Origin of the sequence: Xanthomonas protegens, from assembly GCF_038442435.1 — a bacterium.
Lineage (GTDB): Bacteria > Pseudomonadota > Gammaproteobacteria > Xanthomonadales > Xanthomonadaceae > Xanthomonas_A > Xanthomonas_A sontii.
Genome location: NZ_JAQJCQ010000011.1, coordinates 1 through 24684 on the forward strand (window position 1 = coordinate 1; position 24684 = coordinate 24684).

25 protein-coding genes and 1 pseudogene are annotated in these 24684 nt (G+C 70.3%); 5 read left to right on the forward strand and 21 right to left on the reverse strand.

Annotated features, from left to right (window positions below; all coding sequences use genetic code 11):
• Positions 1–119: 119 nt before the first annotated feature.
• The 7 genes from rlmM to PIQ37_RS13220 all read right to left on the reverse strand — a co-directional run bounded on the left by rlmM (position 120) and on the right by PIQ37_RS13220 (position 6488).
• Positions 120–1184 (reverse strand): 23S rRNA (cytidine(2498)-2'-O)-methyltransferase RlmM, encoded by a 1065-nt coding sequence (gene rlmM, locus PIQ37_RS13190; protein ID WP_342073828.1) that lies wholly within the window; start codon positions 1182–1184, stop codon positions 120–122.
• 20 nt (positions 1185–1204) lie between these two features.
• Positions 1205–1765, reverse strand: coding sequence for a nucleoside deaminase (locus PIQ37_RS13195; protein WP_010340017.1), 561 nt, complete (start codon positions 1763–1765; stop codon positions 1205–1207).
• Positions 1765–2178, reverse strand: coding sequence for a hypothetical protein (locus tag PIQ37_RS13200; RefSeq protein ID WP_342073829.1), 414 nt, complete (start codon positions 2176–2178; stop codon positions 1765–1767). The genes PIQ37_RS13195 and PIQ37_RS13200 overlap by 1 nt, the downstream gene beginning before the upstream one ends.
• A 59-nt stretch (positions 2179–2237) precedes the next feature.
• Positions 2238–2621 carry an STN domain-containing protein gene (locus PIQ37_RS13205; RefSeq protein ID WP_342073830.1) on the reverse strand — a complete coding sequence of 128 codons (384 nt, stop codon included), beginning with the start codon at positions 2619–2621 and terminating at the stop codon, positions 2238–2240.
• Between the two features lie 47 nt (positions 2622–2668).
• The gene (locus PIQ37_RS13210) at positions 2669–3628 is read right to left on the reverse strand and encodes a DMT family transporter (protein ID WP_342073831.1); all 960 of its coding nucleotides are present in this window, start codon (positions 3626–3628) and stop codon (positions 2669–2671) included.
• A gap of 39 nt (positions 3629–3667) precedes the next feature.
• Complete coding sequence (locus tag PIQ37_RS13215) at positions 3668–4444, reverse strand: helix-turn-helix transcriptional regulator (RefSeq protein ID WP_342073832.1); 777 nt, start codon at positions 4442–4444, stop codon at positions 3668–3670.
• Positions 4445–4733: 289 nt separating this feature from the next.
• Positions 4734–6488, reverse strand: a complete 1755-nt coding sequence (locus tag PIQ37_RS13220; RefSeq protein WP_342073833.1) for a glutamine--tRNA ligase/YqeY domain fusion protein — start codon at positions 6486–6488, stop codon at positions 4734–4736.
• A gap of 256 nt (positions 6489–6744) precedes the next feature.
• On the opposite strand from PIQ37_RS13220, the gene PIQ37_RS13225 reads away from it, so the two are divergent.
• Positions 6745–6972: a putative signal transducing protein gene (locus PIQ37_RS13225; protein WP_017912582.1), complete on the forward strand. Its 228-nt coding sequence runs from the start codon at positions 6745–6747 to the stop codon at positions 6970–6972.
• Between the two features lie 83 nt (positions 6973–7055).
• On the opposite strand, the gene PIQ37_RS13230 is transcribed toward PIQ37_RS13225, so the two are convergent.
• The 3 genes from PIQ37_RS13230 to PIQ37_RS13240 are packed head-to-tail and all read right to left on the reverse strand — an operon-like array spanning position 7056 to position 10134.
• Positions 7056–7529, reverse strand: coding sequence for a response regulator (locus PIQ37_RS13230; protein WP_342073834.1), 474 nt, complete (start codon positions 7527–7529; stop codon positions 7056–7058).
• Complete coding sequence (locus PIQ37_RS13235; protein ID WP_342073835.1) at positions 7526–9436, reverse strand: ATP-binding protein; 1911 nt, start codon at positions 9434–9436, stop codon at positions 7526–7528. Before PIQ37_RS13235 ends, PIQ37_RS13230 begins: the two co-directional genes overlap by 4 nt.
• Complete coding sequence (locus PIQ37_RS13240; protein ID WP_342073836.1) at positions 9433–10134, reverse strand: helix-turn-helix transcriptional regulator; 702 nt, start codon at positions 10132–10134, stop codon at positions 9433–9435. Before PIQ37_RS13240 ends, PIQ37_RS13235 begins: the two co-directional genes overlap by 4 nt.
• Positions 10135–10260: 126 nt before the next feature.
• Between PIQ37_RS13240 and PIQ37_RS13245 the strand changes: the two genes are divergently transcribed.
• Positions 10261–10782 (forward strand): SgcJ/EcaC family oxidoreductase, encoded by a 522-nt coding sequence (locus PIQ37_RS13245; RefSeq protein WP_017915099.1) that lies wholly within the window; start codon positions 10261–10263, stop codon positions 10780–10782.
• Between the two features lie 103 nt (positions 10783–10885).
• Positions 10886–11536, forward strand: coding sequence for a peptide-methionine (S)-S-oxide reductase MsrA (gene msrA / locus PIQ37_RS13250; protein ID WP_342073837.1), 651 nt, complete (start codon positions 10886–10888; stop codon positions 11534–11536).
• Here msrA and PIQ37_RS13255 read toward each other — a convergent pair.
• The 8 genes from PIQ37_RS13255 to ahpC form a co-directional block, all read right to left on the reverse strand.
• Positions 11482–12222, reverse strand: coding sequence for a hypothetical protein (locus tag PIQ37_RS13255; protein WP_342073838.1), 741 nt, complete (start codon positions 12220–12222; stop codon positions 11482–11484). The genes msrA and PIQ37_RS13255 overlap by 55 nt on opposite strands.
• A 108-nt stretch (positions 12223–12330) precedes the next feature.
• A complete protein-coding gene (locus PIQ37_RS13260) occupies positions 12331–13545 on the reverse strand; it encodes a hypothetical protein (protein WP_342073839.1) in 1215 nt (404 codons plus the stop codon).
• Positions 13546–13735: 190 nt separating this feature from the next.
• Complete coding sequence (locus tag PIQ37_RS13265; RefSeq protein ID WP_342073840.1) at positions 13736–14305, reverse strand: type 1 glutamine amidotransferase family protein; 570 nt, start codon at positions 14303–14305, stop codon at positions 13736–13738.
• A 289-nt stretch (positions 14306–14594) separates the two neighbouring features.
• Entirely contained in the window at positions 14595–15563 is a 969-nt protein-coding gene (gene tal / locus PIQ37_RS13270) for a transaldolase (RefSeq protein WP_342073841.1), read from the reverse strand.
• Positions 15564–15609: 46 nt separating this feature from the next.
• On the reverse strand, positions 15610–16041 hold the full coding sequence (rnk, locus tag PIQ37_RS13275; RefSeq protein ID WP_048490010.1) for a nucleoside diphosphate kinase regulator: 432 nt from the start codon (positions 16039–16041) through the stop codon (positions 15610–15612).
• Positions 16042–16151: 110 nt separating this feature from the next.
• On the reverse strand, positions 16152–17105 hold the full coding sequence (locus PIQ37_RS13280; protein ID WP_267095773.1) for a LysR substrate-binding domain-containing protein: 954 nt from the start codon (positions 17103–17105) through the stop codon (positions 16152–16154).
• Positions 17106–17254: 149 nt separating this feature from the next.
• Positions 17255–18847, reverse strand: coding sequence for an alkyl hydroperoxide reductase subunit F (gene ahpF / locus PIQ37_RS13285; protein ID WP_342073842.1), 1593 nt, complete (start codon positions 18845–18847; stop codon positions 17255–17257).
• 160 nt (positions 18848–19007) lie between these two features.
• A complete protein-coding gene (gene ahpC / locus PIQ37_RS13290; protein WP_010341941.1) occupies positions 19008–19574 on the reverse strand; it encodes an alkyl hydroperoxide reductase subunit C in 567 nt (188 codons plus the stop codon).
• Positions 19575–19811: 237 nt separating this feature from the next.
• On the opposite strand from ahpC, the gene prmC reads away from it, so the two are divergent.
• A complete protein-coding gene (gene prmC, locus PIQ37_RS13295) occupies positions 19812–20645 on the forward strand; it encodes a peptide chain release factor N(5)-glutamine methyltransferase (RefSeq protein WP_342073843.1) in 834 nt (277 codons plus the stop codon).
• Positions 20646–20777: 132 nt separating this feature from the next.
• Complete coding sequence (gene pip, locus PIQ37_RS13300; protein WP_342073844.1) at positions 20778–21719, forward strand: prolyl aminopeptidase; 942 nt, start codon at positions 20778–20780, stop codon at positions 21717–21719.
• Positions 21720–21792: 73 nt separating this feature from the next.
• Here pip and PIQ37_RS13305 read toward each other — a convergent pair.
• The 3 genes and pseudogenes from PIQ37_RS13305 to PIQ37_RS13315 all read right to left on the reverse strand — a co-directional run bounded on the left by PIQ37_RS13305 (position 21793) and on the right by PIQ37_RS13315 (position 24494).
• Positions 21793–22683: pseudogene (locus PIQ37_RS13305) on the reverse strand (transglutaminase-like domain-containing protein).
• A 469-nt stretch (positions 22684–23152) separates the two neighbouring features.
• The gene (locus PIQ37_RS13310) at positions 23153–23950 is read right to left on the reverse strand and encodes an N-formylglutamate amidohydrolase (RefSeq protein WP_342073845.1); all 798 of its coding nucleotides are present in this window, start codon (positions 23948–23950) and stop codon (positions 23153–23155) included.
• Positions 23943–24494, reverse strand: a complete 552-nt coding sequence (locus PIQ37_RS13315) for an NUDIX hydrolase (protein ID WP_017909232.1) — start codon at positions 24492–24494, stop codon at positions 23943–23945. Before PIQ37_RS13315 ends, PIQ37_RS13310 begins: the two co-directional genes overlap by 8 nt.
• Positions 24495–24684 lie beyond the last annotated feature (190 nt).

The following is a 24684-nucleotide window of genomic DNA, read 5'->3' on the forward strand; positions in this document are numbered from 1 at the left end:
GGGGGGGGCGACGCCAAGGCGCTGTGGTTTGTGGGGCATCCCGCGGGTTTGGGTTCCCTTGAAACCACTGGGGGGCTCACCCCGCCCCTACGAAACACCGGATGTGGACGCGCGACCGCTCAGCCCGGGATCGCCAGCACCGTGATCTCTTCGCGGTCGTGGTAGAGCTGCTTGGCGCGCAACTGCAGCGGGCGCTCGGCACGCTCGGCGAACAGGTCCAGGCACAGCCGGGTCTCGTCCCAGCGCTTCTTCATCGGCAGCTTCAAATTGAAGATCGCGTGCCGGCACCAGCCCTCGCGGAACCAGGTGGCCATGCGCTCGGCGACGCGGCGCGGTTGCTCGACCATGTCGCAGACCATCCAGTCCAGCGGCTGCGGCGGTTTCCAGTGGAAGCCGTCGGCGCGCAGGTGGTCGACCAGGCCGCTGTCGAGCACGTGCTGGCGCAGCGGGCCGTTGTCCACGCTGGTCACGTGCAGGTGCTGGCGGGTCAGCACCCAGGTCCAGCCGCCCGGGGCGGCGCCGAGGTCGGCGGCGCGCATGCCCGGGCGCAGCAGCGTCTCGCGCTCGTGCGGGGTCAGCAGCGCCAGCAGCGCTTCTTCCAGTTTCAGGGCCGAGCGCGAGGGCGCCTCCGGCAACAATTTGAGGCGCGGGATGCCCAGCGGCCACGGCGCGCTGTCCTCGCCGTCGGCCACCGCCAGCAGGGCGTGGGTGCCGGTCACGAAGCACACGTGCAGGCGCGGCAGCCGCGGCTGCGGCTTGTCGCTGAGCAGGCCGGCCTTGCGCAGCGCCGGGCGCAGCGCGTTGCCGAAGCTGCGCGCCAGCCCCGACAGCGGTTTGCCGGCATCCGAGTCCGGATGTTCGACCCACAGGTCGCCGAAGCGCGGCTGCCCGGTCAGGGCCTGCAGGATCGGCGCGATGCGGTCGCTGGCCGGCAGCTCGCGCAGTTCGGCCAGCAACTGCAGCTTCTGCCGGGCGAAGATCAGCCCGCGCCAGGGCAGCGCCTGCGCCGGCACCGCCGTGTCGCTGAGCAGCAGCGCGTAGCCGCTGTTGCGCTCGGTGCGGGCGTAGGCGGCCAGCCCGGCATCGCCGGCGCGGGCGTTGAGTTCGGCCGCGAGCTCGGGTTCGAAGCCGGGCCGGCAGTAGCACAGCAGGCCATGGACCAGCGGGCCGTTCTCGAAGGACATGGGCAAGCCTTCCGGCGGGGTCAGTAGCGGGGGCTGTCGAGTTCGCCGTAGCGGCGCAGCACCGCGCAGGCGGCGTCGCGGTGCAGGCCGCGCACCACCTCGATGCCGCGGCGCTGCAGCTCGCCGACCCAGTCCGCCGGCAGCGGGCCTTCGTCGAACGGGGTCAGCGCCATCACGTCCTCGGCGCTGGCGCCGATCAGCAGACGGTCGATCCCGGCCCAGATGGTGGCGCCGTAGCACTGGCAGCATGGCTGCGAGGAGGTGGCCAGGGTCACCGGCGACAGCACCGCGTTCAGCCGCGGGGTCTGCAGGCGCTGCTGGGCCAGCATGTAGGCCATGTTCTCGGCATGCGCCAGCGAGGTGGTCTGCGGCACCACGCGATTCACGCCGACGGCGATGATGCGGTGGTCCGGGCCGAACACCGCCGCGCCGAACGGGCCGCCGCTGCCGGCGTCCACGTTCAGCCGCGACAGTTCCACCGCCAGCGCGACCTTGTCGGCGTCGCTGGCGTAGACGGCCTGCGGATCGACCGCGTCGTGGATCCAGGCGGGCAGGGTGAGGTGGACTTGCGCGTAGAGCATCAGCGGACGGTTTCGGCAGGCTGGGGGGCGCGCAGTGTATCGGCTTGCGCGGGGCGCGCGCTGCATTGTCCGGCCACGCAGGAGCAGCCGGCGATCGCGCGCGAGCCGCACACGCTCATGCGCCCGCTGGCCTGGCACTGCGCCATCACCCCCTGCGGATCGGTGGGGCTGTCGCGATTGACGCAGGCCGGCATCGCCCCGCAGCAGTTGCCGACGTTCTTGACCGTGCAGTCGGCATCGGTGCGGCAACTGCTGTCGACCTTCACCGGCAGGCCGGGCGCGGATGCCGTGGGTGCCGGCGCCGGTGTCGGCTCCGACGGCTTGGCGGTTTCGCTGCGCGCGCAGGCGCTGGACAGCAGCATGCCGGCGAGCAGGCACAGGGAGCACAGCAACGACGCGAAATGGCGGGGCATGGCGATCTTCCGTGCTATGGAGTGCGGCCATGGTAGCAACCCACCGCGCCGCCGCCGGGTCAGCGGCGCACGATGGTCATCGCATCGGCGTCGTCCTGCGCGATCCGCAGCGCCGTGCCGTCCAGCGCCTGATGCAGCGCCTGGCGGATGCTGACCTGTCCCTTCACCGCGTTGACCGGCAACGACGCGAGGCCGGGATCGCGGTACACGACCATGCAGCCGGTGGCGTGGGCCAGTTGCTGCGACACCTCATCGAAGCGCCCGGCCGGCAGGTCGTAGGGATGGTCGGGGACGGCGTCGCACTTGCCGGTCGCCACCGGCGCGCTCGTGGCGGCGGCCGAATCCGGTGTCGCGTCGGACGGTGCGGTGGAGGCGTTGCTGCAGCCGGCGAATGCGATGACCAGCGCGAGAGCGGGGCAGCAACGGCGCAGGACGCTGTGCATGGCGCGATTCCCGTGAGGAGGATCTGCGCCAGTCTAGGCAGCGCGGCTTAACCGGGCTTGGCTTCGTGCGCAGCGGGCTGCGGCCGCGCGTGCACCAGGGTGCACCACAAGACGCCGCCGAGCAGGCAGGCGATCGCCAGCAGTTCCAGCGCGGTCGGCCAGCGCTGCTCCCAGAGGAAGCCGTACAGCAGCGCGAACACGGTCTCGAACACGATCATCTGCCCGACCAGGGTCAGCGGCAGCAACCGGCTGGCGTGGTTCCAACAGGCGTTGCCGATGACCGAGGCGAACAGCGCCAGCACCAGCGCCATGCCCCAGAAGCGCATCCAGTCGGCGCCGGCATGGACCGTGCCGGCCAGGGCGAAGGCCGGCAGCGCCAGGGTCAGGGCCAGCGCGCCGGTGACCACGCCGGTCAGCAGCGACCAGTCGCGGCCGGACAGGTCCGCGCGCCGCCGCAGCCAGCGCGCGTTCTTGATCGAATAGGCGGTCCAGCACGCCAGCGCGCCGACCGCACAGGCCAGGCCGGCTGCGCGCAGGCCGAGGCTGGCCGGAATGTGCGGCCGCGCCACGGCCAGGGTCTGCACCGCGACCAGCGCCACCCCGAGCACGCACAGCGCGCAGGGCGCGGCCAGCCGGCGCAACCGCACCGCGCCGGCCGCGCGCGAGCCGATCACGGTGACCGCCGCCGGCAACAGGCCGATGATCAGCGCGGTGGCGGCGCCGCCGGCCCACTGCACGGCGCTGCCCAGCAGCACGTAGTAGACGATGTTGCCGAGCAGGCTCAGGCGCACCAGCGCCCACCATTCGGCGGCGCCCAACGGCGTGGTCGCGGCGCGCCAGCGCGGCAGCAGCACCACCGCGGCGATGGCGCCATAGGCCAGGTAGCGCGAGACCGCCAGTTGCAGCGGCGAGAAGGCGCTGAGCAATTGCGGCGCCAGGAACACCAGGCCCCACAGCGCGCCCGCGGCCATGCCGCTGCCGACCCCTGCCCATAGACGTTCGCGCATGCGGTTCGTTTCCGTATCGGTCGTGTCAGCCGTGACGGCTCAGCATGCCGGCGCCTGCGGGCGCCGGCTTGTCCCAGACTCCTGTCCTGGCGCCGGGCGATGGCGGCGGCGGTAGGCGGCCGGGGTCTGCCCGGTGCTGCGCTTCAGCGCGCGGGTCAGCGCGCTCTGGTCGGCATAGCCGCTGTCCTGGGCCAGCGATGAGATCGGTCGGTCGCCGTGCGCCAGTTGCCGGCGCACCCAGTCCAGCCGCCGTGCGGCGACCCAGTCCTGCGGCGTGCGCCCCAGCGCGGCGCGAAACAGCGCGTGCAGGCGGCTCGGGCTCAGGTGCGCCAGCTGCGCCATGCGCCGCACCGGCCAGTCCTGGCCGGGCGCGGCTTCGATGCATCGGCACAGCGCCTGCAGTCGCTGCCAGCCGCGCGGCGCGGTGTCTGCCTGCAGCCAGGCCAGCACGGCGGCGCCGGCCTGGGCATGGGCCATCGCGAGGTTGGGATGCGGAGCCTGCGCGGCGAGCAGCTGCTGCAAGGGTGGGGGCAGGTCGAGGAAGGGCCGCCGCCGCAGGCGCTCCAGCGCGTCGTCGCCGAAGGCATCGGTGGGGCAATCGACGACCAGGAAGCGGTTGGCGTCCAGCGCGGATTGCGCATGCCGCGTCTGCGGCGCGACCACCGCGGCGCGGAAACGGTCCAGATAGCCGCCGCGGCCGTCCACTTCCAGTTCCAGCGTGCCGTGCAGCGGCAGCACCAGTTGCACGTGGCCATGCTGATGGGCGGCGCCATCGCGGCCGTAGCTGCGCAGGCTGAAGGACGGGGCGGGGGACATGCCCGTTACGCTAGCGCGCGGCTGGTGGCGGGGGAAGGGCCGGGATTGGGGATTCGGAATTCGAGATTCGCAACAGGCGGATGGGGTGCTGTCGTCGTAGGAGCGGCTTCAGCCGCGACCCTGGGTTCCCGGTAAGGCCCCTCGCGGCTGAAGCCGCTCCTACAGACGCTTCAAGCGTTTCATCGAGGCGGGTGCCGGCGATGCGGTGCGGAGACCTGGTGCCGTATCGGCCGGCGCTGGCCAACGGGGCGCTGGCGCGTGCGGCCGCAAGGACCGCACGCGCACTGCGTCAGGCGCCGCCCTGGCCGCCGCTCCACGTATCGCGCAGGGTCACGCTGCGGTTGAACACAGGCGCGTCGGCGCGGTGGTCGTAGCGGTCGGCGACGAAATAGCCGGTGCGCTCGAACTGGAACGCCTGCTCCGGCGCGGCCTGTGCGGCGGCGGGTTCGACGTAGCCGCGCACGCTGCGCTTGGAGTCGGGGTTGAGGTGGTCGCGGTAGGTCTTGCCGTCGGACTCGTCGTCGGGCTTTTCCACCGAGAACAGGCGGTCGTACAGGCGAATCTCGGCCTCCACCGCGTGCGCGGCGCTGACCCAATGGATGGTGCCCTTGACCTTGCGGTTGGCGCCTTCCATGCCCGGACGCGATTCCGGGTCTAGCCAGCCGCGCAGTTCCACGATCTGCCCGGCGTCGTTCTTGATCACCTCGTCGACGCGGGCGATGCCGGCGCCGCGCAGGCGTACTTCGCCGCCCGGCACCAGCCGCTTCCAGCCCTTGGGCGGGACTTCGGCGAAATCCTCGCGCTCGATCCACAGTTCGCGCGAGAACGGCACTTCGCGCGTGCCGAAGCTCTCGTCCTTGGGATGGTTGGAGAAGGTCAGCGTTTCGCTGTGGCCTTCCGGCAGGTTGCTCAGCACCAGCTTCAGCGGCTCGATCACCGCCATGCGCCGCGCGGCGTGCGCGTCCAGGTCTTCGCGCAGGCAGCCTTCGAGCACCGAGAAATCGATCACCGAGTTCTGCTTGCTGATGCCGACGCGGTCGACCAGCAGGCGCAGTGCGGCCGGCGTGTAGCCGCGGCGGCGCAGGCCCTGCAGCGTGTACATGCGCGGGTCGTCCCAGCCGTCGACCAGGCCTTCGGTCACCAGTTGGGTCAGCTTGCGCTTGCTCATCACCGTGTAGTTGATGTTGAGCCGCGAGAACTCGATCTGCCGCGGCTTGGCCGCTTCGCGCGGCAGGCCCTTGTCCAGCAGCGGCTGCAGCAGCTCCGGGTGGCCGGCCAGGTCGACCTTGTCCACGCACCAGTCGTACAGCGGGCGGTGGTCCTCGAACTCCAGCGTGCACAGCGAGTGGGTGATGCCTTCCACGGCATCGCCCAGCGAGTGCGCGAAGTCGTACATCGGGTAGATCGGCCAGGCGTTGCCGGTGTTCTGGTGCTCGACGTGCTTGATCCGGTACAGCGCCGGGTCGCGCAGGTTGATGTTGCCGCTGCTCATGTCGATCTTGGCGCGCAGGGTGCGTGCACCGTCCGGGAACTCGCCGGCGCGCATGCGCCGGAACAGGTCCAGGTTCTCCTCGACGCTGCGGGTGCGGTAGGGCGAGTCGCGGCCCGGCTCGGTGAGGGTGCCGCGGTACTCGCGCACCTGCTCGGCGGAGAGGTCGCAGACGAAGGCGTGGCCGTCGCGGATCAGCTTCTTGGCGGCCAGGTAGTACACCTCGAAATAGTCCGAGGCGTGGCGCAGCTCGGCCCAGTCGAAGCCCAGCCAGCGCACGTCGTCCTGGATCGCGGCGACGAATTCGGGATCTTCCTTGGCCGGGTTGGTGTCGTCGAAGCGCAGGTTGCAGCGCCCGCCGAACTCGGCGGCGATGCCGAAGTCCAGGCAGATCGCCTTGGCGTGGCCGATGTGCAGGTAGCCGTTGGGCTCGGGCGGGAAGCGGGTGCGGATGGCCGTGTGCTTGCCGCTGGCCAGGTCCTCGCGGACGATCTGGCGGATGAAGTCTTTCTTCTCGGCCGGGGCGGAGGCGTCGGTGGCGGGGGTGTCGGACATGCGCGCGTCGGAGACTAAGTAAAGCGCAAGTTTATAGTAAGTAAAGCGCTGCTTTAGCTTGGCCGGGCTGGTCGGCGGCCGTCCTGGCGCGTAGGCTGCGGAACAATTCACCCAAGAGAAGCCCGCATGCCGGCGTTCCGTCTTGCCCTTGGCGTCATGCGTCCTTCTCGGTCGGCGTACCCGTATACGGGCCTGTTTTGCTTGTCTTCGCTCCAGGTCATGCCTGGGGCCGCGGCTCACGGTTGAGAGACCGACCATGCAGATCGCCTACCGCGCCCAGCACCTGATCGATGCGCACCTGGCCAAGCACGCGCTGGAGGATGCCGGCATCACCGCCTTCGTGTTCGGCGAGGCCCTGCTCGGCGGCGCCGGCGAACTGCCGTTCGGCGTGGTCCAGGTCTGCGTGGCCGACGAACTGCTGGAAAAGGCCCAGGAAGTGCTGATGACGCTGGGCCTGGGCGGGCAGGTGACGCGGGCGATGTAGTTTGGGGGGCTGGGATTGGGGAGTCGGGATTGGGGATTGGCAAAAGCGGGGGGCTGCCGTTGCGAATCCCCAATCCCCAATCCCTAATCCCCAATCCCGGCTGTCAGCCACCCCGGCGGCGCGGCATCCGCCACGGCCAACGCGCGCAGGCGCTTGAACAGCACCACGGTCTCGGCCACGTTCCAGACGCGCAGGGCCACTTCGAAGGTGTCCAGCGGCTTGGTCAGGAAATCCTTGGCGCCCAGGCCGAGGGCGCGGTGGCGGGCGCTGCGGCTGGGGTCGGCGGTGAGCACGATCACCGGCAGGAAGCTGGACGGGCTGGCCAGCCGCGCCAGTTGCTCCAGGATCGCGTAGCCGTCCAGCTCCGGCATCATCAGGTCGAGCAGGATCAGGTCCGGTGCAAACGCCGCGACCAGGCCCAGCACCCGTTGCGGGTCGGTGGTCGCCACCACCTGGCGGAAGCCTTCGCGCTGCAGCAGTTCTTCCAGCAGGCGCACGTTGGCCGGTTCGTCGTCGACGATCAGGATGCGCGCGGCGAGGACATCGTTGCGGGTCATGCGAGGTGTCGGTCCAGAACGGAGAAGAAGTCGGCCACGTCCAGCGGCTTGGTCAGGTAGGCGCGCACCGGCTCGCCTTGCACGCGCGCCAGCGTGGTCGCGGTGGCATCGGCGCTGATCACCACCACCGGGATCGCCGCGGTGTGCGGCTGCGCGCGCAGCGCCTGCAGCAGATCCTCGCCGTTGCCGTCGCTCAGGTGCAGGTCGAGCAGGATCAGGTCGGGCGTGGCCTGCTGCAGATGCGCGTGCGCCTGGGCCAGGCTGGCGGCCTCGTGCAGGCGCCAGTGCGGGCGGCGTTCGACCAGGGTGCGGATCAGCGCCTGGTTGGACGGGTTGTCCTCCACGCTCAGCAACTGGCGCTGGATCCCGCTCGCCGTCGTCGCCATCACGGCCGGGTCAGGCAGTGCCGCTGCCTGTGGGCGGTCCAGCGGTAACGCGATGGTGAAACGCGATCCGTCCGGGCCGCTGTCCACGGCGATGCGCCCGCCCATCGCCTCGGTCAGGCGCTTGCTCAGCGCCAGGCCCAGACCGGTGCCCTCGATCGCCGAGCGCTCGGCGCCGAGCCGCTCGAACGGCGTGAACAATCGTTGCACCTGCGCCGGCGTCAGACCGTGCCCCTGATCGTGCACGCTCAGCGCCAGGGACTGGCCTTCGGGCGTCGCGCTCACCCACACCGCGCCACCCGGACGGTTGAACTTGATCGCGTTGGACAGCAGGTTGATCAGCACCTGGCGCAGCCGCTGCGGGTCGGCGCGCACGGTCCACTCCGGCGGCAACTGCGGCGGCCGCAGCACGATGCCGCGCGCCTGCGCCTCCGGTGCGACCAGGCCCAGCGCCTCTTCCAGTGCGGCATGTACCGGCACCGGCCGCGGGCTCAGGTCGAGTTGGTCGGCCTCGATGCGGGCGATGTCCAGCAGTTCGGTGATCAGTCCCAGCAGGTGCCGGCCGGCGCCGAGGATGTGCTGCAGGTGGTCGCGCTGCGCCGCGCCCGGCAGGTCCATCTCCAGCACCTGCGCGTAGCCGAGGATGGCGTTGAGCGGCGTACGCAGTTCGTGGCTGCTGCGCGAGAGGAATTCGGTCTTGGCGCGGTTGGCGCTCTCGGCCTCGCGGCGCGCCGACTGCGCTTCCTCGGCGCGCGCGGCGAGCAGGGTGCTGGCCTGCTGCAGGCGTTGCGCGACCTGGCCCAGTTCGTCGCCGGCCGGCGGCTGTGGCGCCAGCGGCCGGCCGTCGCCGAGGCGGTCGGCATTGGCCGAGAGCTGGCGCAGGCGCCGCGACAGCGACGAGGCGAACCAGGCCACCGCGAGCACCGCGCCGAGCCCGCCCAGCATGGCCGCGCACAGGGTGATCAGCAGGTTGCGCTGGCGCAGCGCCTGCGCCTTGGCCGTGCGCACCTGCAACTGCGCGGTCTCGTAGTTGCGCAGTTCGCGCAGTTCCGCACGCAGGATGTCGAGGGTGACCTTGCCCTCGCGCAACTGGCGGATCTCTTCTTCGCGGCTCAGGTCGGGCGCCAGCAGCCGCCGCCAGCCCTGCATCTTCTCCTCGAACAGCGGCTGGATGCGGGCGAAGCGCTGCGCCTGGCGCGGGTCGGTGATGCGTTGCGACAGGCGCTGCACCACGGTCTTCAGCCGCGGCTCGGCGTCGCGGTACGGGGTCAGGAACGCGTCCTGGCGCACCAGCCGGTAGCCGCGCACGCCGGCGGCGGTCTCGGCCAGCAACGCATGCGCTTCATGCAGGTCGCTGAGCAACTGCAGGGTGCGGCGCACGTCGTTCTCGGCGGCGATGTTCTGCCGCTCCACGCTGTAGATCGCCACCAGCGCCGCCACCAGCAGCAACAGCGGCAGCGCCACCAGCGCCAGGCTCTTGCGGGTCAGCGGCCAGTCGTTCCAGCGCCGCGCCAGCGCCCTCACAGCGCCACCCCCGCCTGCACCGCGACCACCGCGGCCTGGGTGCGGTCGGCCACCTGCAGCTTGTGCAGGATGCGCTCGACGTGGACCTTGGCGGTGCCGGCGCTGATGCCCAGTTCGGCGCCGAGCGCGGCGTTGGTCAGCCCGCGCGACAGCAGCGCCAGCACCTGCCGCTCGCGCGCGCTGAGCACGGCCAGGCGGTCGGCCTGCGCCGGTTTGCGCCGCCGCGGCGCACGCGGCGGTTCGGCCGCCAGCGGCGCCAGCAACCCTGCGATCGCGGACAGCGCCTGCACGTCCTCCGGCGCCGGCACGGTGCGGGCGTCCCAGCCCAGGCACAGCGTGCCCAGCGGCACGCCCAGCGTGGCGATCGGCAGGCACAGTTCGCCGGCTTCGGTGGCGGGATTGCCGCGCAGGCGCCAGGCATGGGCCGGCGCCTCGATGGCGACGCTGGCACCGGGCGGCAAGGCATCGCCCTGGCTGGCCAGCACCAGGCAGCGCTCGCCGCGCACCGCCAGCACCGCGGCGTGCGGTGCCGCGACCAGGGCGCTGGCGGGTATCAGGACGTGTGCAGCGGCCTGCGCGGCATCGCCGGCTTCGCGCAGCGCCGTGGCGGCGGCGGCCACGGCCTGCCAGCGCGCGGCGTCGGCGGCGTCGCGGCGCAGTGCCTCACGCCACTGGCCTGCATTGGAAGGACTGTGCACGGGCGCGTCTCCGTATGCCGAACGGCATATTCGAGGATATGCCGCCCAGCGGATTTTGCGCAAGCCGCCGCTGCCGATACTCGCTTCGCCCCGAGACGGCATTCCCTCAGCAAGCGGAGACTTCCCATGCGTCGCATCCTGTTCGCCCTGGCACTGGGCCTGACCACCACCTCCACCGCGCTGGCCGCGCCGGCGATGCACTACGACGGCCAGCCGGCGACACCGGCCAGCAGTGCCGAGCGCGAGATCGCCGGTCTGTTCGACCGCTGGAACGCGGCGCTGGCCACCGGCAATCCGCAGCGGGTGGCCGACCTGTACGCCCGCGACGGCGTGCTGCTGCCCACGGTGTCCAACCAGGTCCGCGCCAGCCGCGCCGAGATCGAGGACTACTTCAGCCACTTCCTCGCCGCCAAGCCGCGCGGCGCCATCAACTACCGCCAGGTGCGGCTGCTCGACGACGACAGCGCGGTCGACGCCGGCGTCTACACCTTCACCCTCAACAATCCCGACGGCAGCACCCGCCAGGTGCAGGCGCGCTACACCTTCGTCTACGAAAAGCGCGACGGTCGCTGGCTGATCATCAACCACCACAGCTCGGCGATGCCGGAACCGGTCGCCGCCGCCACGGCCAGCGCCGCAGCGAAGTGAACGCCGCGTCAGTCACCGCCGCCGCGGTGGTCGGGCGCACTTGAAAGCGGACTCCGGCAGCGCCATCCACAAGGCATCGCCGTCGCTGCCAGGAGTCCATGCCATGTTGGGAATCGGTGCCTTCAAGCAGCGCCTGCCGCGCCCGGGCGAGAGCCTGCCGGGACGCGCGCAGCCGCTGCCGCTGCACAACCGCCACTTCGTCAACGGCCATCCCTTGCGCGATGCCTTCGCCGGCCTGGAGCAGGTGCAGTTCGGCCTGGGCTGTTTCTGGGGCGCCGAACGCAAGTTCTGGTCGCTGCCCGGCGTGTTCAGCACGGCGGTCGGCTACGCCGGCGGCGTGACGCCCAATGCCACCTATCGCGAAGTGTGCTCCGGCCAGACCGGCCACACCGAGGCGGTGCTGGTGGCGTTCGACCCGCAGACCGTGCCCTTCGAGCAGTTGCTGCAGACCTTCTGGGAAAGCCACGACCCGACCCAGGGCATGCGCCAGGGCAACGACACCGGCACCCAGTACCGCTCGGCGATCTACTGCACCACCCAGGCGCAGTACGACGCCGCGCTGGCCAGCCGCGACGCTTATCAGCAGCGCCTGGACGCCGCCGGCTATGGCCCCATCACCACCGAGATCCGCTTCCCGGCGCCGCCGTTCTACTACGCCGAGGACGAGCACCAGCAGTACCTGGCCAAGAACCCGGGTGGCTACTGCGGGCTGGGCGGGACCGGGGTGAGTTGTCCGATCGGGCTGGAGGCCTGAGTCTCAACGCGGAGATTGCGCCGCGGCCGACCCGCGCTCGGCTGCGGCGCGCCTGCACGCTTCTTGCGCGCTGCCCTCGTCCGTCCTTTGCTGGCTGGGAGCGGCTGGAGCCTGGGGTATCTCCGATCAAAGTCGCTCGTGAGACGGTAAGCGGCTTCCGCACACGCGGAGAGCCATGCCAGGACGAGGGTCGATAGCAACATCGCCAGCGCAATCCCACCAGCACTTTGGTTGGATGGCGCAAAGAGATTGAAGGCGGCCGGTGCAAGCAACCAGGGGACGAATGCGGCCGCGTATAGCGCAATGGCTCCTTTTCGATAGCTCCCGGCTGATTTCCAGATCCCTCTGGGCACGAAGTGCGACTTGTCGTCCGACACCCCGATCATGCCTTTGGCCATCTTGCAGTAAGTCAGCACCTTCGCCGCATTGCTGCGTTCCAACGCGATCCTGATTTCGTCGCCGTCGAGATTGCCGCCGATGGCATTGCCGACCGCGATTTGCAACGCAGCCGCATCCGCAGTGCGCCAGGCACCATCCAGGGAAAGCGCGTAAAGGCGTTGCGTGCGTTTCACGGAGAGACTGAGAAAGCCGGTCCTCCATTTCAGAAAAAACATGGGAAGGGCTCCGGCTGCTGCGATGACGCCGGCGAGGTTGCTGTAGCGGCTTGCGAACTCGACGAGTGACATGGCGCGCCTCTGGACTGAACTCGGCCGCATGAAGCCACGGCACGCTCTCAAGAAACGAGACTGAACCGCGCCGGGACGCAGCAGCGTCCATCGGCCGGCGCCCCCTGCCTACTTGGCGATGCCCGTGTCGGGTTTGTCGGGGGCCGGCCGCAGCCGTGCCGCATAGCCGGACAACTGCAGCGCCTTGCGTGGCGACAGCTCGGCCTTGAGCCGTTCGATCGCCGCGTCGCCGTGACGGCTGCGGCCGAGCGCATAGTCGGTCCGTGCCAGTTCCAGCGTCGCGCGCTGGCGGACCGTCAGGTTGCCGAAGGGATCGAAGAACGAATCCACGCGGGTGCGGTCCTGCACGCCGGTCCAGCCGAGTGCCAGCTCGGCCGGCGTGTCCTCGGCGAGCTGCGCGTAGCGGCGCCGCGCTTCGGCCGGCGCGATCTGGCCGCTCAGCAGGGCCAGGCGAGTTCGCAACAGCGCCGTTTCGGCGGCCGGCGCCTCGGTCGCGTACGTCTCCAGGACGCGGCGCATCCATGCCCAGTCGACGTTGCCGGTCTCGGCCTGGGTGCCGAGCAGGTTGAAGGCCAGGATCGCAGCGCGCTGTGACGCGGTGCTGGCGCGCGCGACCGCGTCCGCGGCGGGGCGTCCCAGCGTCGACGGCTGCACCAGCGCGATCGCCGGATCGTGCGCGAGGATCGCCTCCAGGTCCGGTTTGTGGAAGTAGCCGACCACGACCAGCACGGTCTTGCCCGGGTGCGCCAGCGCCGCGGCGCGGATGCGCTGGGCCTGCAGGAAGGTGCGGTACAGATACAGGCGCCGCGGCAGGTCCTGGTCGGCGCGCGGCGCCGGGGTTTGCGCCCACTTCCGCACCGCGGCCACGTTCTCGGCCGCGTCCGCCGCGAAGAAATCGCGCTGCAGGGCGGCCTTGTCGGGGAACGACAGGAAGCCCTGGAACCCCTGCTCGCGGCGCAGTTCCAGTGGCGTGTCCAGATCCATGCCGAAGCCGAGTCTGGCGTCCTCCACCGGCGGCATCCAGTCGATCGGACAGAGGGCGACGGGACGCGCGGCGGCGTACGGCAGGATCACGCCCTGCACCTCGTAGGTGTATTCGTAGTAGTCACCGCGCGCCGCCTGCTCCGGCGGGCGTTCGATACAGATCGCGTCCGGCGCGAGTTGCTCCAGGAACGCCGCGAGCACGCCCGGCTGGTCGCGTTCGGAGACCAGTTGCGCCGCGTGCTCCACTCCCAGGATCGCGACCCGGGTCGGTGCCGGCGTGGCGGCCATGCCGGTGGCACTGGCGGCGGCCAGCGCCAGCGAAAACAAACGACGCGTCATCCATCCGCGCATGCGCCTTCTCCTGTCGAAGTCGTGGAAGCACCCTGCTGGGGCACCTGGGAGCGGGACGCCCGAGTCACGGGGCGACCGCGACGCCGCGCTCAGCCGCCGGTGGCGTACTTCACGGCGTGACGACAAGTGTAGGCATGCGGCGCCGCCGCCGTCTGCATGACAGGTGGCACTGGTCGCGCTAGACGAACTCGGCCGCGAACATCTGCCGCATCTGCGCGATCTGCTCCTCGCGTTCGGGGTGCAGCAGCCGCAGGCATTCCTCGGCGAAGCTGACCGGGCTGGTGCCGGGAGCGGTGATCAGACCGCTAGCGCTGACCACGCGGCGTTCCTGGTAATACGCGCTGCCGGCATAGACGCCGGCGTGCTCGCGCAGGAAGGCTTCGGAATTGCTGGTGTGCGGACGGGTATCGAGCAGGCCGGCGTAGGCCAGCGCCAGGGTTGCACCGCAGATCGCCGCCACGCCGCGGCCCGCCTCCAGGCGCTGCTGCAGCAGTGCGCTCAGTCCTGGGATCTCGCCGGCCTGCCAGCGATCGCTGCCGGGCAGCAGCCACAGGTCGGCGTCCAACGGCGCCAGGTCCGACAGCGCATAGGTGGGGTGCAGCTCCAGGCCGCCGATCGAGGTGATGGGCTTGCCGTCGATGCTGGCGATCTGGATCGTGTCGCCGAACCAGGCCCGCGCCGCCGGCAGGATGGTGCCGATCTCCCAGTCCGCCACGCCGTCCACCATCACCACTGCGATCGTTGCCATTGCCTTGCCTCTGCACTCGGGCGCGCAGCATAGCCCGGGAAAAGTTGTGGCCGCGCCAACGTGGTGTCGAAAGCGCCGCAGGTGATGTCCGCTGCACCTACGTCTGTTTTCGGCGTTTGTGGCGCGTGCGCCTTCGCGCTCGCGCAGTGCGGCCGCGTGCAGACGTCATCGAATCGATCGGGAGACGGCAGAGAAACGGGGACTCGCTTTTCCCGTTTCCCTATTCCCGTTTCCCTATTCCCGGCACCCCAAGCGCAGCGTCACCGCGCTTGGGGTGCAGGCACAACGCTCAGCTGATCAGCTTGTGCCGGATCGTGTCGCGCAGGGCCTGCAGGTCCTTGGCGAAGGTGTCGATGCCGCCGGCCAGCTTCTCGGTGGCCATCGGGTCGGCGGCCAGGTCGGCGGCGAAGCGTTTGGCGTCGATCGGCTCGATCTTGGCGCCGTCGGCCTGGCCGGGCGAGAGCTTGCGCGGCAGCGGGCCGTGGTCGGCGTCGAGCTTCTCCAGCAGGTCCGGCGAGATGGTCAGGCGGTCGCAGCCGGCCAGCGCCTCGATCTGCGCGGTGGAACGGAACGAGGCGCCCATCACCACGGTCGCCGAACCGCGGCGCTTGAACTCATCGTAGACGCCGCGCACGAACTGCACGCCCGGGTCCTCGTCGATGGTCGCCGGGGTCTGGCCCTTGGCAACGTACCAGTCGAGGATGCGGCCGACGAACGGCGAGATCAGGAACACCCCGGCCTCTGCGCAGGCCAGCGCCTGGGTGCGGTTGAAGATCAGGGTCAGGTTGCAGTCGATGCCATCCTGCTGCAGCTGCCGCGCCGCCTCGATGCCTTCCCAGGTCGCGGCGACCTTGATCAGGATGCGGTCCTTGGGGATGCCGCGCTCGGCGTACATGGCGATGAACTTGTGCGCCTTGGCGATGGTGGCGGCGGTGTCGTGGGCCAGGTCGGCATCCACCTCGGTGGACACGCGGCCGGGCACCAGCGCGCTGAGCTTGGCGCCGACGCCGATGGTCAGGCGGTCGGCGATCTCGTCGACCAGGGCGGCGTGGTCGCCGTCCTGGCCGCGCGCCCAGGCCAGCGCCTCGTCGATCAGATCGGCGTAGACCGGCAGGTCCAGCGCCTTCTTCACCAGGGTCGGATTGGTGGTGCAGTCCACCGGCTTGAGCCGCTTGATCGCGTCATAGTCGCCGGTATCGGCCACGACCACGGACAACTCGCGCAACTGGGCGAGCTTGGAGGGGACGGAAGAGGTCATCGGTATCTCTCGGAAACGAGTGGGGACAAGGATAGGGCCGCGCACGTTAACGCGCTGCGGGCGCGTTGTCGTCGTCGGTGCGCTGCACCGCGGTCACGCGCAGGCGCAGCGGGCGTCCGCCGGGCGCCTGCCAGTCGATGGACTGGCCCACGGCCAGGCCGAGCAGGGCGCTGCCGACCGGGGCCAGCACCGAGATGCGCGCATGCGCGGCATCGGCTTCGTGCGGATAGACCAGGGTCAGCTGATGGCGTTCGCCGTGCAGTTCGTCTTCGCACTCCACGCGGGAATGCATGGTGACGATGCCGGGGGGAATCTGGTCGGGCGCCATCACGGTGGCGCGGTCGAGTTCTGCGCCCAGCGCTTGTGCGGCCGGGTGCTGGTGCAAGGCAGGGGAATCGAGCAGGGCTTCCAGGCGCGCGAGGTCGCGGCTGGAGACGATCAACGATGGCGGCAGGCCGCTGTGATGTTGCGAGGTCATGGACAGGCTCCGGTTGAATGACACAACGAACGGGGGCGGCACCGCGCCGCCCCCGTTCCCATTGTGCAAGCAAGCCGGCGCCGATGCGACGCTGCGGCCGGTCGGCCTGTTCAGGCCACTTGGCGCGGCGCCTGGTCCGGCAGCGACGCCTGCGCCGGCAGCGTGAACAGCTCCTCGGGCAGTGCACCGAACAGGTGCGCCAGTTGCTGCAGGAACGCGCCCATCGCCGAACTGCGCCGCCACAGCATGGCGATGCGCCGGCTCGGCCCGCCGTCGGGCGCGAATGGCAGCAGGCGCAGGTTCGGCGGATTGGCCACCGGCGGCTGCACCGCCAGCAGCGGCAGCAGGGTCACGCCGACGTTGGCGGCGACCATCTGCCGCAGCGTCTCAAGGCTGGTGGCCTGGAACTCGGCCTTCTCCAGCGCGCCGGACAGGTGGCACACGTCCAGCGCCTGGTCGCGCAGGCAGTGCCCGTCCTCGAGCAGCAGCAGGCGTTGCGCGTGCAGTTCCTCCATGGTCAGCGGGGTCGGCCGCCGCGCCAGCGGATGCTGCTCGGGCACCGCCAGCACGAACGGTTCCTCGAACAGGAATTCGGCATGCAATTGCTCGTCGTGCAGCGGCAGCGCCAGCAGCGCCGCGTCCAGCCGACCTTCGCGCAGGCGGGTCAGCAGCACGTCGCTCTTCTCTTCGATCAGCAGCAGTTCCAGCTGCGGGAAGCGCGCGCGGATGCGTGGGATCACATGCGGCAGCAGGTATGGGCCGAGCGTGGGAAAGATGCCCAGGCGCACGGTGCCGGCTTCCGGATCCTGGCTGCGCCGCGCCGCCTCCTTCATCTGCTCGATCTCGGCGACGATGCCGCGCGCGCGGCTGGCCGCCTCGCGCCCGGCCGGGGTCAGCATGACCTTGCGCGGCGCGCGCTCCACCAGCGGCACGCCCAGTTCGTCCTCGAGCTTCTTGATCTGCGTGGACAGCGTCGGCTGGCTGACGAAGCAGGCCGCGGCGGCGCGCCCGAAATGCTTGTGATCGGCCAGCGCCACCAGGTATTTCAGATCACGCAGGTTCATCAGCGGGTTCCTCGGAACGCAGCGGCGGGAGGTGACGCAGGGTCACAGCATAGAGCGTGTGGCGCACATGGCGGCGAGACAGATGGGCGCGCGGTGGAGACCGCACGCCCTGGTCCCGCGCCGGCGAAGCGGCGCGGGACGGGTGCGCGTCAGGCCGCTTCGGCCACGCTGCCGCTGGCGACCGGTGCGCTGTGCCGGATCAGGTGGTCGAACGCGCTCAGCGCCGCCTTGGAACCTTCGCCCATGGCGATGATGATCTGCTTGTACGGCACCGTGGTCGCGTCGCCGGCGGCGAACACGCCGGGCAGCGAGGTCTGGCCGCGGTCGTCGACCACGATCTCGCCGCGCGGCGACAGCGCCACCGTGCCCTGCAGCCACTCGGTGTTCGGCAGCAGCCCGATCTGCACGAAGATGCCTTCCAGCGCCACGCGATGCACATCGCCGCCGACGCGGTCCTTGTACACCAGGCCGGTGACCTTCTGGCCGTCGCCCAGCACCTCGGTGCTCTGCGCGTTGACCAGGATGTCGACGTTGCCCAGGCTGCGCAGCTTGCGCTGCAGGACTTCGTCGGCGCGCAGCTTGCTGTCGAACTCGACCAGGGTGACATGGCTGACGATGCCGGCCAGGTCGATCGCCGCTTCCACGCCGGAGTTGCCGCCGCCGATCACCGCCACGCGCTTGCCCTTGAACAGCGGGCCGTCGCAGTGCGGGCAATAGGCCACGCCCTTGTTGCGATACTGGTCTTCGCCGGGCACGTTCATCTGCCGCCAGCGCGCGCCGGTGGACAGGATCACCGTGCGGCTCTTCATCGAGGCGCCATTGGCCAGCTTGACCTCGACCAGGCCATCGGCACCGGCCGGCACCAGTTGTTCGGCGCGCTGCAGGTTCATGATGTCCACGTCGTACTGGCGCACGTGCTGCTCCAGCGCCGCGGCCATCTTCGGGCCTTCGGTCTCCTGCACGGAGATGAAGTTCTCGATCGCCATGGTGTCCAGCACCTGGCCGCCGAAGCGCTCGGCCGCCACGCCGGTGCGGATGCCCTTGCGCGCAGCGTAGATCGCCGCCGCCGCGCCGGCCGGACCGCCGCCGACCACCAGCACGTCGAACGGCGCCTTGGCCGCGATCGCCGCCGCATCGCGCTTGGCCGCGCCGGTGTCGAGCCGGGCCACGATCTGCTCCAGGGTCATGCGGCCCTGGTCGAACACTTCGCCATTGAGGTACACGGTGGGCACCGACATGATCTGCCGCGCCTCGACCTCGTCCTGGAACAGCGCACCGTCGATCGCCACGTGCTGGATGTTCGGGTTCAGCACCGCGGCCAGGTTCAGCGCCTGCACCACGTCCGGGCAGTTCTGGCAGGACAGCGAGAAATAGGTTTCGAAGCGGTACTCGCCGGGCAGGTTGCGCACCTGCTCGATCAGTTCGGCGGTGGCCTTGGACGGGTGGCCGCCGACCTGCAGCAGCGCCAGCACCAGCGAGGTGAACTCGTGGCCCATCGGCAGGCCGGCGAAGCGCAGGTGGATGTCCTGGCCGGGGCTGTTCAGCGCGAACGAGGGCGCGCGCTCGCCGCTGTCGCGGTGCACGTCCAACGTGATCTTGTCCGACAGCAGCACCAGGTCCTCGAGCAGGTCGAGCATCTCGCGCGACTTGGCGCCATCGTCCACCGACGCGGTGATGTGGATGGGCCGGACGACCCGCTCCAGGTAGGCCTTCAACTGGGTTTTCAGATCGGCATCCAACATGGCGGACTCCTGACGTTGGGCAAAGCGAGGGGGAGGCACGCTGCCGGGGCAGCACGCCGCGAATGGGAGGAGGGATGAACCGCAGCCGGCGCCGGCGGACGATGCCGGCTGCGGTTCACCCCCACCCCCGCCGCAAGGCGGAGATGGGAGCGCGGGCGGCTTAGATCTTGCCGACCAGGTCCAGCGACGGCTTCAGGGTCTTCTCGCCTTCCTTCCACTTGGCCGGGCACACCTCGCCCGGGTGCGAGGCGACGAACTGCGCGGCCTTGAGCTTGCGCAGGGTCTCGGTGACGTCGCGGGCGATCGCGTTGTCGTGGATCTCGAGGGTCTTGATCACGCCTTCCGGGTTGATCACGAAGGTGCCGCGCAGGGCCAGGCCTTCTTCCTCGATGTGCACGCCGAAGGCGCGGGTCAGCTGGTGGGTCGGGTCGCCGACCAGCGGGAACTGGGCCTTGCCCACCGCCGGGGAGGTCTCGTGCCACACCTTGTGCGAGAAATGGGTGTCGGTGGTGACGATGTAGACCTCGGCGCCGATTTTCTGGAACTCGGCGTAATGCTCGGCGGCGTCTTCCACTTCGGTCGGGCAGTTGAAGGTGAAGGCGGCCGGCATGAAGATCAGCACCGACCACTTGCCCTTCAGGTCCGCGTCGGTGACTTCGATGAATTCGCCGTTGCGGTAGGCGTTGGCCTTGAACGGCTGGACCTGAGTGTTGATCAAAGACGACATGGAGTTTCCTCGTGGTTGCAATAGGGGTCGGGGGATGGAACGAGGCTCATGATAGGGGGCGCCGATAGATCCCTCAAATCGATTGATGGAATTGAATAGATAGGTTTCCTCTATCGATTCCCAAGCCTGGCTCTTTGCTGCACTGCCGCGCGGCGGCGCCAGTCGCCCATGGCGCATGGGCGTCGGTCCGTTCTACCACGTTGGCTTTTCCAGACTCGCTGCGTCATCGTGACAGCGATGAATGCGCCTACTCCCGAATCCCTGCTGCGCGACGCCTGCACCCAGGTCGAGCGCGGCGATGCCGAAGCCCTGCTGCTGCACGCTCTGCAGCGCGACCGCGCGTGGCTGTTCGCGCATGCCCGCGAGTCGCTGCCGGACGGCGTGGTCGCTGGGTTCCAGGCGCTGCTGGCGCGGCGTGCACAGGGCGAGCCGGTGGCCTACCTGACCGGCCGGCGCGGCTTCTGGACCCTGGACCTGGCGGTCGGGCCGGCCACGCTGATCCCGCGCGCGGACACCGAGCGGCTGGTGGAACTGGCGCTGGAGCGGCTGGACACGGCGCCGGGCCGGCGCGTCGCCGACCTCGGCACCGGCAGCGGCGCCATCGCCCTGGCCCTGGCCAGCGAGCGCCCGCGGGCGCAGGTGACGGCCACCGACCTCAGTGCAGAGGCACTGGCGATGGCGCAGGCCAATGCGCACGCACATGGCCTGGGCAACGTCGCCTTCGCGCATGGGCCGTGGCTGGCGCCGCTGGCCGGCCAGCGCTTCGACCTGATCGCCAGCAACCCGCCGTACATCGCCGCCGGCGACCCGCACCTGCAGCAGGGCGACCTACGCTACGAACCGGCCAGCGCGCTGGCGTCCGGCCCGGACGGTCTGGACGATCTGCGCCGGATCGTCGCCGGTGCGCCGGCGCACCTGCTGCCGGGTGGCTGGCTGCTGCTGGAACATGGCTGGGACCAGGGCGCGGCGGTGCGCGCGCTGCTGGAGGCGGCCGGCTTCGCGGAGGTGGCGACCTATCAGGACCTGGAGGCGCGCGACCGGGTCACGCTGGGCTGCATTCCGCGCGGCTGAGCCTCCGTGGCCGGCCCCGCATTGCCGCCGCGGGCCGAACCCGACTGGCGGCGGCGCAGCAGCATGGGGAGCATGCGATCCCGCCGCCAAGCGGTCGATGGGTAGAATCGCGGTTTTCCTGCAGGAGTCGCCATGCGCACGCTGTATCCCGAGATCGAGCCGTTCGACAGCGGCATGTTGCCGGTGGACGCACGGCATACCCTGTCCTACGAACAGTGCGGCAATCCGCACGGCAAGCCGGTGGTGTTGCTGCATGGCGGTCCCGGCGGCGGCTGCAACGCCAAGATGCGCCGCTTCCACGATCCGGCCAAGTACCGCATCGTGCTGTTCGACCAACGCGGCTCCGGCCGTTCCACGCCGCATGCCGACCTGGTCGACAACACCACCTGGGACCTGGTCGCCGACATCGAGCGGCTGCGCACGCACCTGGGCATCGACCGCTGGCAGGTGTTCGGCGGCAGCTGGGGCTCGACCCTGGCGCTGGCCTACGCGCAGACGCATCCGGAGCGCGTCACCGAGCTGGTGCTGCGCGGCATCTTCATGCTGCGTCGCTGGGAACTGGAGTGGTTCTACCAGGAAGGCGCCAGCCGCCTGTTCCCGGACGCGTGGGAGCACTACGTCGCGGCGATTCCGCCGGTGGAGCGCGCCGACCTGATCTCGGCCTTCCACCGGCGCCTGACCAGCGACGACGAGGCCACTCGCCTGGCCGCGGCCAAGGCCTGGAGCGTGTGGGAAGGCGCGACCAGCTTCCTGCATGTGGATGCCGATTTCGTCGACAGCCACGAGGACCCGCACTTCGCGCTGGCCTTCGCCCGCATCGAGAACCACTACTTCGTCAACGGCGGCTTCTTCGAGGTCGAGGACCAGTTGCTGCGCGACGCGCACCGCATCGCCGACATCCCGGGCGTGATTGTGCACGGTCGCTACGACGTGGTCTGCCCGCTGGCCAACGCCTGGGACCTGGCCAAGGCCTGGCCGAAGGCGACGCTGCAGATCACGCCGGCTTCCGGCCACTCCGCGTTCGAGCCGGAGAACGTCGACGCGCTGGTGCGCGCGACCGACGGCTTCGCCTGAGTCCGCGCAGGGCTGGGTCGCGGGTTCACGGAAGGACGGTGCTGCGCATGGCGGCACCGTCCACTGCAATGATTCAGCAGGCCAGCGCGTCGCCCGGTTCGCATCCGGCGGCGGTGATGGCAGCGGCCGCCGCGGAGGGGCGCGTGTCGAGCTGTGCCTGCGTGGTCTCGTCGGTCCACACCACGAACGATTCGAGCACGTTGTCGCCGAAGGTGGTGCTGATCGCCACGTCGGCGGCGTCGCGGCCGCGCGCGATCAGCACCCGGCCGATGCGCGGCACGTTGTGGCGTGCATCGAAGGTGTACCAGCGCCCGTCGAGGAAGGCCTCGAACCAGCCGGAAAAATCCATCGGTGCGTCCGAGACCGGGACGCCGATGTCGCCCAGATAGCCGGTGCAGTAGCGCGCCGGGATGTTCATGCAGCGGCACAGCGCGATGGCCGCATGGGCAAAGTCGCGGCATACCCCGCGCCCTTCCTGCAGCGCCTGCGCGGCGCTCTTGGTGGCGCAGGCATGGGCATAGCCGAAGGCGATGCGCGTATGCACGTAGTCGCAGATCGCCTGTACCCGTGCCCAGCCGGGCGGCGTGCCGCCGAACAGTTCCCAGGCCATGCCACTGAGCAGGTCGGTCTCGCAGTAGCGGCTGCCGAGCAGGTACACCAGGGTGTCGTCGGGCAACGCCTCCACCGGGGTCTGTGCCGCGTCGTAGCGGTATTAGTCCGGCAGCCCGCTGTCGCGCACCACCGCGTCGGCACGCAGGGTCAGCGCGCCGGCGGGCACCTGCAGGCGCGTGCAGCGGTTGCCGAAGCCATCGCGATAACGGTGCAACGGCAGCGCCGGCACGCTGTGCAACGCGGTGGCGGCAACGATGTCGTCGCGGCGACTGTCGTGGATGTCCAGCATCGCCAGCATCGGCGTCGCCTGCGCGAAACGGTAGCGGATCTCGTAACCGAGGCGGATGAGCATGTGGGGTCCGATGCGGGGCGGGTTTCCGGTGCGGACCGGTCCAGCCCGAGCGTGCGCACGAGCCGCTCAGCTTGGCGTGAAGGAAGGCGGTAGCCGCTTCAGCATGCTGAGTGGCGCGACGGCCAGCGCATGCCGGATGGCCGCAGTGACGATTGGCGGTGCGGACCGCATCTGCGGCGGGCGCCAGGTCGTGCGCCGCAGTCTCCGCGACGCATCACGCTGATGGCTGCGAAGCGCTGACGCGCGTTTATTCGTCTTTGCGACCCAGCGAGTCGCCCTGCGTAGATAGGTAGGAGCGGCTTCAGCCGCGACAGCGTTCCCGATAACACCCGGTCGCGGCTGAAGCCGACCCTACAGCTGCGCCTGCCGTGGTGATGGAGGCCGTTCCAGCGCAGCGGTACCAAGGTGGCGCTGGACTGCGCCGGCATCGCCGCTGGCGGCGCACGCTGGCTTTCGCTTGCGCCTCGGCTCAGGCCAAGGCCAGCAACTGCGGCTGCAGCGCGGTGAAGATCCGCGCCAGGCGCTGCGCCCAGGCCTGCTGGCCGGCGGCGTCGGCGATCAGGTCCTGGCGGATCTCCAGTTCCACGTGCGGCAGGCCGCGGCCTTCGCCGTGCACGGGCACCGCGTAGTCGCTGCTGTCGCTGACCGCGTATGGCGCGTTGTCGCCGACCAGCAGATCGTCTTCCGCGCGCAGCGTCTGCAGCAGCGCGTGGGCGAAGCGGGTGTCGCGGTGGTACAGCACGCCGGCATGCCAGGGCCGCGGCACGCCGTCCATCACCGGGGTGAAGCTGTGCATCATCACCAGTACGGTGGGCCGGGCGGCGTCGCGTCGCGCATCCAGTTCGGCGGCGATGCGTGCATGGTAGGGCGCATGCACGGCGTCGATGCGCTGCTGCCGCTGCGCCGCCGTCAATGCGGCGTTGCCCGGCACCATGGTGCGGTCGCTGACGGACGGGATCAGCGTCGGCGAGGCGAACGGGCGGTTGCAGTCGATCAGCAGCCGCGAGTAGGTCTGTTCGATCGCCCAGGCGTCGAGCAGCGCGGACAGCGCGCGGGTGGTGCCGGCGATCCCGATGTCCCAGCCGATGTGCCGGTCCAGTTCCGCCTGCGCCAGGCCGAGGCCGTGCAACGCGCGCGGGACCGCCTGGCCGGCGTGGTCCGCCAGCAGTACGAACGGGGAGGTGCCGTGTGGGCGATGGACGCTGAACACCGCCGGGTCGTCCGCGCCCAGCAGCGGCGGCAATGCGTGGCCGAGACCCTCAGCCACGCGGCGTGCCGTCGAGTTCGTGCTCGATCATCCACAGCCCCGCCCACAGCTTCGCATCCAGTGCGTAGCCTTCGCCCATCTTCTGCACCAGCCACGCGGCAGCACGCGTGCGCGGCACCGAATGCACGGTGATGTCCTCGCTGGCGTCGCCGCCGCCGTTGCCGACCTTGCGCAGGCCGCTGGCGCGGACGAAGGCGATCTTCTCGTTGCTGGCGCCGGCCGAGGTCGGGCCGATCAGCAGCACCTCGGCGTGCTCGGCGGTCCAGCCGGTTTCCTCTTCCAGTTCGCGCACCGCCGACACTTCGATCGATTCGCCGGCATCGATGTCGCCGACCAGCCCGGCCGGCATCTCGATGGTGCGCGCCTGCAGCGGCACGCGGAACTGTTCGACGAACAGCACCTCGTCGTCCGGCGTGACCGCCACGATGATCGCGGCCAGGCCGCCGGCATGCACGCGTTCGGAATACTCCCAGGTGCCGCGCACGACCATGCGCTGGTATTTGCCTTCGTAGACGACGCGGGGCGGGGAATCGTGGCGGGGCATGGGCATCTCGCAGGTAGCGGAGGAAGAAGGCGCGGTCGCGCGCGGCGCGGTCCGGCGATGCGGTGCAGTGTAGAGCGTGCGTTGTCGTTTTGATGTGCGCCACGCGCCCGCGGTTGGCGGTTGGCGAGCGCGACGTGGAGTCGGCGCCGCGCGGTTTGCGTGGACACCGCGGCCGGGGCGGCACGGTGCG